This window comes from Rhizobium sp. YTUHZ044, from assembly GCF_051123975.1.
Taxonomy (GTDB): domain Bacteria; phylum Pseudomonadota; class Alphaproteobacteria; order Rhizobiales; family Rhizobiaceae; genus Rhizobium.
Map to the genome: position 1 here is coordinate 139,872 of NZ_CP101428.1, position 14,052 is coordinate 153,923.

Annotated in this window: 13 protein-coding genes; 2 read left to right on the forward strand and 11 right to left on the reverse strand. The window is 61.3% G+C overall.

The annotated features are described in order from the left end of the window. Positions 1-9 precede the first annotated feature (9 nt). Entirely contained in the window at positions 10-1,209 is a 1,200-nt protein-coding gene (locus tag NL154_RS26025) for a mandelate racemase/muconate lactonizing enzyme family protein (protein ID WP_210632583.1), read from the forward strand. Positions 1,210-1,269: 60 nt separating this feature from the next. On the opposite strand, the gene NL154_RS26030 is transcribed toward NL154_RS26025, so the two are convergent. From NL154_RS26030 to NL154_RS26060, 7 genes are all read right to left on the reverse strand, one after another. Next, a complete protein-coding gene (locus tag NL154_RS26030; RefSeq protein ID WP_210632584.1) occupies positions 1,270-1,569 on the reverse strand; it encodes a hypothetical protein in 300 nt (99 codons plus the stop codon). Positions 1,570-1,838: 269 nt separating this feature from the next. Next, on the reverse strand, positions 1,839-2,816 hold the full coding sequence (locus NL154_RS26035) for an alpha/beta fold hydrolase (protein WP_434734491.1): 978 nt from the start codon (positions 2,814-2,816) through the stop codon (positions 1,839-1,841). A 221-nt stretch (positions 2,817-3,037) separates the two neighbouring features. Then, positions 3,038-3,928 (reverse strand): LysR family transcriptional regulator, encoded by an 891-nt coding sequence (locus NL154_RS26040; RefSeq protein ID WP_210632650.1) that lies wholly within the window; start codon positions 3,926-3,928, stop codon positions 3,038-3,040. Between the two features lie 139 nt (positions 3,929-4,067). Beyond that, positions 4,068-4,385 (reverse strand): hypothetical protein, encoded by a 318-nt coding sequence (locus NL154_RS26045; protein ID WP_434734492.1) that lies wholly within the window; start codon positions 4,383-4,385, stop codon positions 4,068-4,070. Between the two features lie 30 nt (positions 4,386-4,415). Then, a complete protein-coding gene (locus tag NL154_RS26050; protein ID WP_221157944.1) occupies positions 4,416-4,880 on the reverse strand; it encodes a DUF1348 family protein in 465 nt (154 codons plus the stop codon). A 141-nt stretch (positions 4,881-5,021) separates the two neighbouring features. Continuing rightward, complete coding sequence (locus NL154_RS26055) at positions 5,022-7,088, reverse strand: 2Fe-2S iron-sulfur cluster-binding protein (protein WP_434734493.1); 2,067 nt, start codon at positions 7,086-7,088, stop codon at positions 5,022-5,024. A gap of 60 nt (positions 7,089-7,148) precedes the next feature. Further along, positions 7,149-7,760 carry a glutathione S-transferase family protein gene (locus tag NL154_RS26060; protein ID WP_434734494.1) on the reverse strand — a complete coding sequence of 204 codons (612 nt, stop codon included), beginning with the start codon at positions 7,758-7,760 and terminating at the stop codon, positions 7,149-7,151. Positions 7,761-8,546: 786 nt separating this feature from the next. On the opposite strand from NL154_RS26060, the gene NL154_RS26065 reads away from it, so the two are divergent. After that, positions 8,547-10,664: a carboxy terminal-processing peptidase gene (locus NL154_RS26065; RefSeq protein WP_221153298.1), complete on the forward strand. Its 2,118-nt coding sequence runs from the start codon at positions 8,547-8,549 to the stop codon at positions 10,662-10,664. A gap of 131 nt (positions 10,665-10,795) precedes the next feature. On the opposite strand, the gene NL154_RS26070 is transcribed toward NL154_RS26065, so the two are convergent. From NL154_RS26070 to biuH, 4 genes are read right to left on the reverse strand one after another with little or no spacing between them, the layout of a single operon-like run. Then, on the reverse strand, positions 10,796-11,137 hold the full coding sequence (locus tag NL154_RS26070) for a cupin domain-containing protein (protein ID WP_210632591.1): 342 nt from the start codon (positions 11,135-11,137) through the stop codon (positions 10,796-10,798). Continuing rightward, positions 11,130-11,798, reverse strand: coding sequence for a cysteine hydrolase family protein (locus tag NL154_RS26075; RefSeq protein ID WP_210632592.1), 669 nt, complete (start codon positions 11,796-11,798; stop codon positions 11,130-11,132). The genes NL154_RS26070 and NL154_RS26075 overlap by 8 nt, the downstream gene beginning before the upstream one ends. Next, the gene (locus tag NL154_RS26080; protein WP_221123108.1) at positions 11,798-13,348 is read right to left on the reverse strand and encodes an ABC transporter ATP-binding protein; all 1,551 of its coding nucleotides are present in this window, start codon (positions 13,346-13,348) and stop codon (positions 11,798-11,800) included. Before NL154_RS26080 ends, NL154_RS26075 begins: the two co-directional genes overlap by 1 nt. Beyond that, complete coding sequence (biuH, locus tag NL154_RS26085) at positions 13,345-14,046, reverse strand: biuret amidohydrolase (RefSeq protein WP_210632594.1); 702 nt, start codon at positions 14,044-14,046, stop codon at positions 13,345-13,347. Before biuH ends, NL154_RS26080 begins: the two co-directional genes overlap by 4 nt. Positions 14,047-14,052: the final 6 nt, after the last annotated feature.

The window sequence follows — 14,052 nt, forward strand, 5'->3', positions numbered from 1 at the left end:
GACGGACCTATGAAGATCACCGACCTGCGCTGTGCCGTTATCGGCAAACACCCGATCGTCCGCATCGTCACGGACGAGGGCCTCTATGGCTTGGGCGAAGTCGAATTCACCAAGGCCTATCTCAAGCCCTGGGTGCTGCATTTCCGCGAGGCGCTGATCGGCGAGGACCCGACCGACGTCGAGAGAGTGATGCTGAAGATCCGCCAGCGCGGCTCCTTCAAGCCATACGGCGCGGCGGTGAGCGCGATCGAGCATGCGCTGTGGGATATTGCCGGCAAGGCCGCGGGCGTGCCGGCCTATAAGCTGCTCGGCGGCAAGGTGCGGGACAAGGTGCGGGTCTACAACGGCTCGGTCCGCCGGAAACGCTCCGGCGACCGGCCGGAGGATTACGCCGCTGACGTCAAATGGATGATGGAGCAGCCGCAGAACTTCTTCATGATCAAGCAAGGAATCTCCTTCCACTCCAACATGAAGGACACCATCGAGGGCTTCCACTACGGGGTGACGCAGAGGAAGGCCGGCTATCACGGTGCCATGGATCAGGGCGCAATCAGTGAGCGGGGTTTCAATCACATGCTCGACTGCGTGATCGCGATGAAGGAAGTGCTGGGCGATAAGGTCAGCCTGGCGCTCGACTGCGGCCCGGGCTGGATGCTGCCAGATGCGATCAGGTTCGCTCGCGCGGTCGAGAAGTACAATTTGATGTGGCTCGAGGACATGCTGACCGGCGACTACGTGCCGTGGGTCAATCCGCAGGCCTACCGGGAACTGACAACCTCCACTTCGACACCGATCCACACTGGTGAGCAGATCTACCTCCGGCACAATTTCAAGGAACTGATCGAGACGCAGGCAGTCCGCGTTATCGGCCCCGATCCAGCCGATATTGGCGGCATCGCCGAGCTCAAATGGGTCGCCGAGCATGCCTACATGCACTCGATCCTGATGGCACCGCACGGCACTGCCAACGGGCTGCTCGGTCTCGGCGCGCTGATCAATGTCTGCGCCACGTTGCCGGCAAATTATGTCGCCTTCGAATATCCGACTGCTTCGGACCCCTGGTGGGAGGATCTGGTCATCGGCTTGCCACCTGAGATCGTCAAGGACAGTATGGTGGATCTACTGGAAGCGCCGGGGCTGGGCCTCGATATCGACGCTGAAGCGGCAAGGAGATTTCTCCGGGAAGAGGATGCGGGCTTTTTCGACTGAACCTTGCTCCACCTGCCGTGCCTCCTGTCGGGCGCCAGGAAACAGGGCTTGCGCCAGTCCTTAAATGCCCGACCCGTCCAGTTCCTCGTCGTCCTCGCCTTCCCAGGGCGAGGGCATCGAGGTGCGATTGGCCGAGGGCATCGGCATCCAGCACTTCAACTCCGGCTCGGCATATTCGATGATGTGCCCGGGCGAGGAATCCGAGGCGCGCCAGCCTTCTCCACCGAACTGATCGCCATGCGACCAGTAGGCGAGATCGACTTCCGCCGGCCCCTGTTCGGACGCACGGATCGTCACCAGGATGCGGCTGCCGTCTCTCGGTGCGCTTGCCATCTGGCGCCAGCGGTCTTGCTCGTCCATCATGTTCCTCCTGCCTTGCTGCAGTGCAAGTGTTGCTTCGCCAACGAAAACGGTCAACTCAAACTTTGGGAAAACCATCGCCCGTTGATCGACAACCGCGGCTGCGTGACGGAGATGACCGAAGCCCAAGCGTTGGAGGCGGCCGAAGAGATGGGCATCCCCGTCGCCTGAGCGGCGTTGACGCTTCTTTATCGAAGCCAGAGGGAATGCATCCGAAGCGTAGGAATACGATGTGCCGCGCAGCCCCGTGGAGCTGCGCGGCACTGTCCTCAGTTCTTCTCGCCGAGTTTTCGGTCAAGAAAGTCGTGAATGAGCGGCGCCATTACGTCCAACTTGTCCTCCAGCGCGAAATGGCCGGTATCGAGAAGATGCAGTTCGGCATCCGGGAGATCACGGAGATAGGGATGCGCGCCTTCGGCCGGGAAGATTTTGTCGTTCTTGCCCCACACGATCAGCGTCGGCGGCTTGTGATCCCGGAAGAAGGCCTGGAACTGCGGGTAGAGCGGCACATTGGTGCGATAGTCATAGAAGAGATCCAGCTGAATGTCCTTGTTGCCGGGTCGATCGAGCAGCGCCTGGTCATGAACCCAGTTGTCGGGGCTGATGCGGCTCAGATCGCTCATGCCGTCCGTGTACTGGAATTTCGTGGTCTCGAGGGTGACCAGGCCAGAGAGCCCGTCGCGGCTTTCCTTCGAGCCGTCAGCCCAATATTTTTTGATTGGGTCCCAGAATTCGCGAAGGCCCTCATCATAGGCGTTGCCGTTCTGTACGATGAGAGCCGTCACGCGATCCGGATGCTTCAAGGCGAGGCGATAACCCACCGGCGCACCATAATCCATGACGTACATCGCATATTTTCTTGCACCAAGCTGATCGAGCAAACCGTCAACAAGGTCGGCATAATGACCAAAGGTGTAGGCGAATTTGGTGTGGTCCGGAGCGTCACTCTGCCCGAAGCCAGGATAGTCCGGTGCGATGACCCGATAGCGATCGGCGAGAAGCGGCATCAGATTGCGGAACATATGCGAAGACGTCGGGAAGCCATGCAGCAGAACGACGACCGGGCCGTCCTTTGGGCCTGCTTCGCGGTAGAAGATGTTCACACCAGCGACCGTTGCGGTCCGATAGTTGACCGTGATGGCAGCCTGCTGGACAATGGCGGCTTGGGCGGGCGTGGGCGATGCCGCAAAAGACATCGGGGCAAAGCTGACGGTTGCCAGCATCAGGGTCATGATCAGGCGTTTCATGGCGGTCTCCTTCGGGTTTGAGGCGCCAGCTGCGGCTGCCTTGGAGATCAACATAGCCTTCCACGAAAAAACGATAATCCGCTCAATGCGGAACTGATAATTACGGTGTGTGTAATAATCGGAGGTACGGCCCCTGCTTGATTCAGGAGCTGTGTCCCAACATTCCGGCCCGCAATGCTGAGATCTGGCGCTCAAGGCGGCTGGCGATTGCGGCGGTGGCGCTAGTTCAACAACCGGTTTTCGCGCAGGCGGGCCGTTGCCATATCCACGAAGGCCCGTACCTTGGCAGGCGCGTGCCGCCCTTCCGGATGAAGGATGTGGATGGGCATTGGCGGCTCTTCAAAGTCGCTGAGGACGATCTGCAGCTCCCCCGCCAGCAGCGCCGGGCCGATCTGGTAGTGCAGGACTCGGGTCAGTCCCCAACCTGCGCGGGCGGCTGTGATGACGGCGTCGTTGGTGTTGCATTGTAGAAGCGGGTCGATCGTCACCCGCTGATCGTTTGCAAAACGCCATTCCGGCGATGCCCAGGCGCTTGTGGAGGCCGCGATGCGATGGTTCTTGAGGTCGGCCGGCGTGATGGGAACGCCGTGCGTCTCGAGGTAGCTTGGAGAGCCGCAGATCACATGCCGAACAGTTCCGACCTTTATCGCCGAGAAGCCTGAATCCCGCAGGTGGCCGATACGAACGGCGACGTCGACCCCTTCTTCGACAATATTGACCGGGCGATCGATGAAGAGGGTCCGTGCGTGCATGGTCGGGAAGGTGTTCAGGAACTCGGTCACGATGGGCAGCACATACATCTGCCCGAACAATGCTGAAGCCGTGATCGCCAGCGTCCCCGTCGGAGTGGCGTAGGAGCCACCCGCCGCAGCCTCTGCTTCGGCGATATCCGCCAATATGCGGCGGCAATCCTCGAAATATCGTGTGCCTGCCTCCGTCATCTTGACGGAGCGTGTCGTGCGAACGAAGAGGCGGGCGCCAATCAGATCTTCAAGCGCCGCGACGGCGCGGGTGACAGCCGGTGCACTCATATGCATGTGGCGCGCGGCATCTGCAAAACTTCCGGTTTCTGCAACCCTGGCAAAAATCCGCATTGCCTGCCATCGATCCATTCGCCCCTCAAAGATTGCTTGTGTTGCTCTCACGTGACCATCGGCCAGATATGTATCAATCGAGAAAGAGATCGAGCAAGGCCATTTCGAGACTGATACCAATGACATGACTGGAAGCGTCACGAAAGGATGGCGGTGGCTATGCCGATCGCAACAGAGATGGGTCGATATAGGACGCCGCCAGTTTTTCGATGTCGGCACAGGTTTGCCCATCTATGCCGGCTTTCATGGCGCGCTCGCGGTGTTCGGCGTCGGGTGCGAGCGCCACGACTATCGCCTTGGACAGTTGGAAGTCGAAGCTCGAGCCCTTGCGGGCCATATCGATTTCAGCCCCGGACATGCCGAGTGCCTTAGCGTCCTTTTCCTGCTGATGAGCGATATCGGGATCGCCACGTCCGGCGGTAAGCGCGAGCTCGATCGACAGCCGTGCGCGCGCATCGAGCTTGAACCCTGCCATGGTGGCGACCTCCTTGATCTGGACCTGGCGTTAGAAGCCGAAGTCACTCAAGCCGGGGTGATCGTCCGGCCGGCGGCCGAGTGGCCATCGGAACTTGCGCTCGGCCTCGGAGATCGGGTGCTCGTTGATGCTGGCATGGCGCGTCCGCATCAGCCCGTCCTCGGCGAATTCCCAGTTCTCGTTGCCATAGGCACGAAACCACTGACCGCTGTCATCGTGATACTCATAGGCATAGCGAACGGCGATGCGGTTGCCCTGGAAAGCCCACAGTTCCTTGATCAACCGGTAATCGAGCTCGCGGTTCCATTTGCGCCTGAGGAAAGCTTCGGCCTCGGCGCGATTGGTCGCGAATTCGACGCGGTTGCGCCAGCGCGTATCGAGTGTATAGGCGAGCGCCACCTTGGCGGCATCGCGGCTGTTCCAGCCATCTTCGGCAAGGCGGACCTTTTCGATGGCGCTCTGTTCATTGAAAGGGGGAAGTGGCGGACGAGACATGGTCGGTTCCTTTATGGGCTGGAATGGAGAGTGCGGCGGTGGTCGCCACGCGGCGACCACCGTCCGTTATTCATGTTGCAAAGACGATGAAGGTTGAAAAAGAGCAAGATGCTGTTGCGTCGGATGCATCAATGGGAACCGTCAGAGTTCGAGCTGGATCTGGTTTTCCTCATCACTCTCCTGTTCGGCAGGAACCGAGCAGCACAGCAGCACTTCGCCTTCGCCAATCGCTGCCGTCGGCTCCTTGATGTAGGTCACCGCACCCTTGATGAGCTTGGTCCGGCATGTGCCGCAATTGCCTTCCCGACAACTGAATTCCGGGCTGAGGCCGCGCGCTTCCGCCAGCTCCAGCAATGTGCCAGCCTCGGGTGTCCAGCGGGCTTCCTTCAACGATCCCATGAAGGCGACCGGTACGGGCTTTGTGGATGGCGGTCGACGGGCTGGCGCGGCCACCCCGACGTCCAGCGTCCGCTTCAGGGATGACGGGCCGAAAGCCTCCGCGTGAATGCGCCCATCGGCAATATTGTAGTTGCGCAGGCCATCGTAGAGTGACTGCGTGAATTGCGGCGGGCCGCAGAGATAGAAGTCATAATCGTTGAATGGCAGATGGCGGGTGAGGAGTGACATATCGATCCGCCCGGTGGCGTCGTAGTCGGCGCCTTCTTCGGCGCCTGTGACATCGCTCAAGACCCGGATCAGCCTCACGGCGCCTCGCGCGGCGTCGACAAGCTCGGCGATTTCCCGGTCGAAGGGACGCTCCTGTCTGGAACGCGCCGCGTGAAAGAGAATGATCGGGCGAATGCGCTGCTTGCGCAGCCCCTCGTAGACAACGTGGCGCAGCATGGCGAGCAGGGGCGTGATCCCCACGCCGCCGGCAAGCAGCACCGCCGGACGGGTCACGCGGACGTCAACGGTAAAGCCGCCGGCCGGCGCGCGCGCCTCGATCGTGTCGCCGACGCTGATATGATCGTGGAGATAGCCCGATACTGCGCCATCGCGCTTGACACTGATACGATAAAGGCCGTCCGAGGGTGCCACCGACAGGGTGTAGGTTCTGATGACAGGCTTGTCCGCGCCGGGAAGGCTGATGCGGATCGGCAGATGCTGGCCGGCGACATGGGGCAGCAAACCTGCCCCATCGCTCGGCTGAAGGTGAAACGAACGGATGGAAGCGCTTTCCTCCACGATCCTGGTCACGGTGAGCGGGCGCCAGCGGGTGGCGAGTTCGGCAGCGCGCAGCCGGTCGGCCGCCTGCGCCCAATCGCCGGTCATCAGCGAATTGGCGGACCAGCCCTCGTCGCGGAAGGACCAGCGCAGGGCCAACGCGTTCCTCCGGCGGACGATGCGGCGTGCCTTGAACGTCCACAGTCGCTCGGCGCCCTGGAAGGCAGCTATCTCCGGTGAATCGAGGATAAGCTCGGCGTCGCCGGTCATCTGCAGCATGTCGCCGCTGGTATAATCAACGAAGACAAGCCCGGCCTTGCCGTTCAACAGGATGTTGCCGAGCGTTGCAAAAAAGAGGTTCCCGTCGAAGTCCGGGATCGTCAGTGACCCGTCGTCGGCAACGCGAACGAAGCCGGCCTTGCCGCCGCGATGCGACACGTCGACCTGACGGCGATCTTCGCGATCGGCATAAGAGGCGACGAAGAATGCATCCGCTGCCGCGATCATGGCGCGCGCAGCATCATCGAGGTCAGGCAGGTCTTCAACGGTGCCGGCAAAATCTTCGCCGGGATTTCGAACGAATTCGAAATCCCGGAGTTGAATGTAGCGCGGGCAGTTTCCAAAACTTTGGTCGACATCGACACGGAAGCCATCGGGCAAATTGGAGACGAAGCCGTTCATGCGGTTGCGCCGCCTTGTGTGCATCTCGATGCCAAGCAGGCCAATGGGCAGGCCCTCCGCCAAACCCTCGCTTGCCGGGTCTCTGGCATCTCTCCTGGCCGCAATATCCAGGGTCGTCGGCGATGGAGAGGACATGAAGCCCGGACGCCCTTCAAGGAAGGTCGCCCAGGCGTCGCCGCGGCTATCGACGCTGCCGAGCACGATGAACGGCAGCTGAGCGTAGAAGTCGCGGTGCTGGTCCGGCATGTAATCGCGAATGACACGTTGGCCGACGGCCGCCATGCGTTCGGCGACGCCCACCTTCTGCTGAATATAGGTCTCGCCTTCATGCCAGACCGGCAGCGTCTTCAAGGTCTCATTCATGTCCGTCTCTCCTCGAAAATGAAGATCGGGCGCATGCAGCCGCACGCCCGTGTGCTGGCGTCAGGCGGCTAGGCCAACGGGTGTTTGAACGAACGGGACGAAGCCCGGCAGCGCTTCGATACGACGAAGGAACGCGTTGACGGCGGGGTAGGTGGAGAGATCGACGTTGCCTTCCGGTGCACGGGCCACATAGCTGTAGATCGCAACATCCGCGATCGTCGGCGTGTGGCCGGCCAGCCAATTGTGATCGGTAAGCTGGCTTTCGAGGTTGCGGAGCAGGGCATGGGCGCGAGCGATAACCTCTTCGGGATTATACTTGGCGCCGAAGACGGTGATCAGCCGTGCCGCTGCCGGACCATAAGCCACTTCACCGGCGGCAACCGACAGCCAGCGCTGGACGGCGGCGGAGCCTTTGGCGTCTTCGGGAAGCCAGTCCGTGCGGGTCGCTTTCTTTGCGAGGTAGACCAGGATGGCGTTGGAGTCGGCGATCACGGTGTCACCATCCTCGAGCACCGGCACCTGGCCGAACGGGTTGAGCTTGAGAAATTCGGGCTTCTTGTGTGCGCCGGACTTCAGGTCGACTTCGACCAGCTCGTGAGGCAGGCCAAGCAGCGAGACGAACAGACGTGCCCGATGCGAGTGACCCGAAAGAGGGTGATGATAAAGTTTCATGATGCGCTCCTGCGAACTCTTCCGGCCGGGTCCATTCCCGATCCGCATGCCGAAGGTGCGATAGGCGGCCGTCAATGAAAACGGCCGCGTTGCGCAGTTCATAATTACAGATGACGCAATAATTCCGAAAAGCTGCCGGCGGGATCGACGCGACCTGACGTAAACTGCAGGGCCACGACTTCCTATTGATTATGACCCCCGAGCTTCGGAGCCCTTTGCGTTGTGTGATCCAGGCGTGCTGCGTGCGTTAAGAACTTTGTTCAGCGGCGCGGCCATTGCATTTCGATCACGCAACGAAATGATGTCTTGCCTGGATAACGTCTTCACCATCAGGACGCTTTGTCGGATTCTGCCGCCTGGAACGGGATTTCACGGGTGAAAAAATGTACGACGACATCATGATAGCCGAATGGATTGAAGCTACGCTCACGGCGCAGGCCACGCTCCCGGACGGAAATAATCTGGCAGAGCATCCCCAGGGTCCGAGCCGTAGCCCTAGCGAGCGTTTTCTGACCGACAACGATTATTTTGAACGCCTACGAAACACGTATGAGCAACTGCTAGCGCACTAAAGCGCCAGCCGTAGCTCCGTGACTGACAATATACGCGAGATCGATGATCGCTGGCGCCGCCGCAGCAGCAGTCTGCTGCCGCGAAGTCCCGGGTCGATCACGCCCGATACTTTTTCATCTCTTCCCAATTTTCCCACCTGCTTGCCAAAAAACCACAATTGCCTCACTTAGTTCACACATCCACCCTCGGCATTAAGAATTGGATCAAGACTGAATGCGCATAGCCTATGTTTTTCTCGGTGCATTTCTTGCACTCGCCCCGTCCGCCTATGCCGAGGTCGCAGCGCCGCCGGTTTTGAAACCGTTGACGCGGCAGGCGCAGGCGGCTGAGCTCAGCGCGCAATTTCTCTCGCGATACAGCTACAAGCCGGTTCCGCTCGACGATGCCTTATCGGGCAGGGTGATGGATCAGTTCGTCAAATCGCTTGATCCCGACCGCATGCTCTTCCTGCAGGCCGACGTCGACAAGTTCATGTCCGACCGCAGCGAGATCGACGACGCCATCGAACGACAGGACCTGAAGATCCCGTTTGCGATCTTCAACGCCTATCAACAGCGCGTCGTCGACCGCATGACCTATGCGCGCAGCTTGCTCAAGCAGGGCTTCGATTTCAGCGGCAAGGAAGATTATGCGGTGCTGCGCGACAAGGCACCCTGGCCGCAGTCGGAAGCCGAGAGCAACGATCTCTGGCGCAAGCGCGTCAAGAACGACTGGCTGCGGCTGAAGCTCGGCGGCAAGGACGACGCGGCGATTCGCGAAACCCTCGACAAACGCTATGAAAACACGCTCGAGCGCGCTTACAAGTTCAAGAGCGACGACGTCTTCCAGTCGTTCATGGATGCCTATTCGAACTCGATCGACCCGCATACGGATTATTTCGGCGCGGCGGCTTCCGCCGACTTCAATGTCTCGATGAAGCTTTCGCTGTTCGGCATCGGCGCGGTGCTGCAGGAGCGCGACGATTACACGACGATCCGCGAACTCGTGCCCGGCGGGCCGGCGCAACTCTCCGGCAAGCTCGCCGTCGGCGACCGCATCACCGGCGTCGGCCAGGGCAAGGACGGGCCGATCAAGGAAGTGGTGGGCACACGCCTCGATGAAGTCGTGCAGATGATCCGCGGCAAGAAAGGTTCGGTGGTGCGGCTCGACATCCTGCCGGCCGATGCCGGCGCCGATGGCGTGCATCGTGTCGTCAACCTGGTGCGCGACAAGATTAGCCTCGACAAGCAGGCGGCCAGGAAAGCCGTGCTGTCGGTGAAGGCGGGCGAGACCACGCGCAAGATCGGCATCATCACCCTGCCGGTCTTCTATGAGGATTTCGAAGCCAAGAACAAGGGCGACAAGGACTACAAGAGCGCCAGTCGCGATGTCGCCAAGCTTCTTGAGGAACTGAACCAGGAAAAGGTCGACGGCGTTCTCATCGATCTGCGCAACAATGGCGGCGGTTCGCTTGACGAGGCGATCGATCTCACCGGCCTCTTCATCGGCAAGGGGCCGGTCGTTCAGCAGCGCGCCGGCAACGGCAAGATCGAGGTCAAGAGCGCCGACCTGACAACGCCGGCCTGGACAGGTCCCTTGGGGGTTCTGATCAACCGCGGCTCGGCCTCGGCTTCGGAGATCTTTGCCGCGGCGATCCAGGATTACGGCCGCGGCGTGATCATCGGCGAGCCCAGTTTCGGCAAGGGCACGGTGCAGACGGTCGTCGATCTCGACCAGGTGGTTCACAACAGCAAACCCGAATTCGGAGAGCTGAAGGTGACGATCGCCCAGTTTTTCCGGATCAACGGCGGCACGACGCAGCTGCGCGGTGTCACCCCCGATATAAGCCTGCCCGCATTGTCCGATCCCGCGAGCTTCGGCGAGACCAGTTATGACAATGCCCTGCCGTGGGCGGAGATCAAGCCGGCGAAATATGCGCCGGAAGGCGATGTTACGGCATTGCTGCCGGCCTTGCAGAGCCGCCACGATGCGCGGGTCAAGGGCGATCAGGATTTCCAGCGTCTGCTGCAGGACATCGCCGATCTGAAGGCGCAGCGCGAGAAGGGCGTCGTTTCCCTGAACGAAGCCGAGCGCCGCAAGGAAGCGGCGGCCCGGGAGGCGCGGTTCAAGGCGCGGGCCGAAGCCGGTGATGGCGAAGATCTTGCCGGCGACGACGGCCTGCAGGCGGACGAGCGCAGCCTGAGCGCCGATATCGCCATGGAAAACGCCCGCAAGAAGGCGAAGGACGTCCTGCTCGACGAAGCCGCCGCCATTGTCGGGGACGAGGCGGATTTGCAGGGCGGCGCTGTAGAGGCCGCCACGAAGCCGTCGGGAAAGGCGGAGCAGAAATAGGCGTAACCGGCGCCGATAAACCGTATTATGTCGCTTGGAATGCTCTAACGCTTTGATGATGCGAGATGTCCGTTTAACGACAGTTCGATCGACTCAACGTCGCGGCGGTATCGGTTGCCTCATACTGTTTTCTATTCCAGTATTCTGACGGGCCGGTCCCACTGGATGAGGACGACGCAGCCGGTTTCGCTCCAGACCGAATGCTCGGTGCCGGGGGCGTTGACGATGTAGCTGCCGCGGCCGTAGTCGCCCGCTTCATCCGATTGCACTCCGTCGAGCACGAGAATGGTTTCCAGCCCCTCATGCCGATGGCGGGGAACGCCGGCGCCGGCTTCATATTTCAGGAGCGCTACTCCTGGCTGATCGTCCTCAAATGGTCGGATCCAGTGGATCGTCACCTGATCGCGGAAGGGTCCGAACTCCAGATCCCTCCAACCGCCCGAGGTCAGCAATTCGCGGGTGGTTTCAGGCATGGGCGATGCTTTCCAAAATGGCGTCGACATGGGCCGTCCAGCCGACGATTGCACCCTGGGCGCGGATCATGGCGATGGCTGCGGCCTTGAACTCCGGAAAATAGCTTTCCGTAGCCTGCTCGGCGAGCAGGCATTCATAGCCGCGGTCGTTCGCCTCGCGCATGGTGGTCTGCACGCAGACTTCGGTCGTCACGCCTGCGAAAACCAGCTGTTTGATACCCTTCTGCTGCAGCACTTCGTCGAGCTCGGTCGCATAGAAGGCGCCCTTGCCCGGTTTTTCGATGACGACCTCGCCTTTGATCGGAGCAAGCTCCGGCAGAATTGCTGTGCCGGGCTCGCCGGAGATCAAAATGCGGCCCATGGGGCCTTCGTCGCCGATCCTGAGTGTGGGATTGCCGCGGTCGCGTTTGGCCGGCGGCAGATCCGAAAGATCCGGCCTATGGCATTCCATCGTGTGAATGACCGGCAGTCCGGCATAACGAAAGCCCTGGATGAGTCGTTTGACATCGGGCACGATCCTGGTGATGCGACTGACGTCGTTGCCGAGGCTTGCGCCGAAGCCGCCGGGCTCGGCGAAGTCTCGCTGCATGTCGATGACAATAAGCGCGAGCTGGTCGTGCTTCACCGGAAAGGCGAAGGGTTCTGCCTTGATCTCAGCCATCAGTGATGCCCCGCCATGTGGGCGCCGATCATGCCGATATCGGCTGAGCGGGCCGGCGTTTCGTAGACCAGCTTGCCTTCCGAAATCACCATGATGCGATCGGACATCTCGAGCAGCTCGTCGAGGTCCTCGGAGAGCAGCAACACGGCCGCGCCCGAATTTCGCGCCTTCATGATGCGGGCGCGGATTTCGGCGACGGCGGAGAAATCGAGGCCGAAACACGGGTTCGAGACGATCAGCAGATCCACCTTGCCTGTGAGTTCGCGGGCAAGCACGGCGCGCTGCACATTGCCGCCGGAAAGTGCCGCGATCGGCGAGGCAGACGAGGCTGTCTTCACCTTAAAGTCGGAAATCAGCGCCGCGGCGCGCTTCCTCATCTTGCCCTTGTTCAGCCAGACCGCGTCCTTGTCGTCGGTCGTGAGATCGAAGGTCCGAAAGGCGAGATTTTCGCTGACCGTCATGCGCGGCGCGCAGGCGTTCTGCAGCGGCTCCTCGGGAATAAAACGGACATTGTTCTTGCGCGTCTCCGGCCGTGACGCGCGGTAGGCGTCGCCGTTGACGATAACGCGGCCGGTCTCCGTCGGGCGCTGGCCGGCGAGGATTTCGGTCAATTCCTTTTGGCCATTGCCTGATATTCCGGCGATTCCGACGATCTCGCCGGAGCGGACCATGAGTTCGTCGATTTCGATGGTCTTGTGCCCCGAGCGGTCGGCCGCCTTGACCTGCTCGAGCTTGAGGACCGGCTTGGCGCCCTGCGGGGTGGGAACGCGGCTGTCGAGCTCGGCGAGCTTGACGTCGCCGATCATCATCGTCGCCATCTCGGCCGTGGAGAGTTCGCCGACCATGCCTGTGCCGACCAGCTTGCCGCGCCGCAGGATCGAGACGGCATCGGCAAATTTCGTCACCTCGTGGAACTTGTGGGAGATCATCAGCACGGTCAGTTCGCCTCGCTCCGTCATCCCGCGCACGAGGCCGAGCATCTCGTCGGCTTCCGCGGGCGTCAGCACCGAGGTCGGCTCGTCGAGGACGAGAAAGGAGCGGCCGAGATAGAGCTGCTTGACGATTTCGAGCTTCTGCTTCTCGCCGGCGGCCAGTTCGCTCACCGGCCGGTCGAGCGGGATCTGGAAGGGCATGCGCTCCATGAAGGCGGCGAGATCCTTCCGCTCCTTCGCCCAGTTGAGGATGGCAGGGACTTCAGCGCGGCTGATGACGAGGTTTTCGGCACCCGTCAGCGAGGGGACCAGCGTGAAGTGCTGATAGACCATGCCGAGCCCATAGGTCGCCGCATCCCTGGGCGAGGCAATCGCCACTTCGCGACCATCAACGGAGAGCGAACCCGATGTTGCATGATAGAAACCCATGATGCATTTGACGAGCGTCGACTTGCCGGCGCCGTTCTCGCCGAGCAGGGCATGGAAGCTGCCGGCGGGGACCTTGATCGAGACATGGTCAAGCGCGGTGAAGCTGCCGAAGCGCATCGTCATATCCATGGTGTCGATGCCGACGGCCTTGCCGGCCTGCGGAAGGGGCGTGTCGCGGATTGTGCTCATGGCTGCTGGCTCACGAACGTTTCGGAATTGGAGACGGAGCCGAAGACGCCGCCCTGCATCTTCACCATCTTGATGGCGGCGAGATGATTGCCGTAATCGGTCGCCCCGCAGCAGTCTTCCAGCAGCAGGCATTCGAAGCCGCGGTCGTTCGCCTCGCGCATCGTCGTGGAAACGCAGACGTCGGTCGTGATCCCGGTCAGGATGATGTTCTCGACGCGCTTCTGGTTGAGGATCAGCTCCAGGTCGGTGGCGCAAAACGAGCCCTTGCCGGGCTTGTCGATGATCGTCTCGCCTTCGATCGGGTAGAGTTCCGGGATGATGTCCCAGCCGGGTTCGCCGCGTGTGAGGATGCGCCCGCACGGGCCTGGATCGCCGATGCCTGCGCCGATGCGTTGTGAGCGCCAGCGCTTGTTGGCCGGCAGATCGGCGAGATCAGGGCGATGGCCCTCGCGGGTGTGGATGATGTGATAGCCCTTGGCGCGCATGGCGGCCAAAACCCGTCTGATCGGCTCGATGGGCGCCTGAACCAGCGACAGGTCGTAACCCATGTGGTCGACATAGCCGCCCTTGCCGCAGAAATCGGTCTGCATGTCGATGATGATGAGGGCCGTATTGTCCGGGCGCAGGGCGCCGTTATAGGGCCAGGGATAGGGATCAGCGTCGATATAATGTCCTTTGGTCTCGACCATGGCGTCCATCGTCTT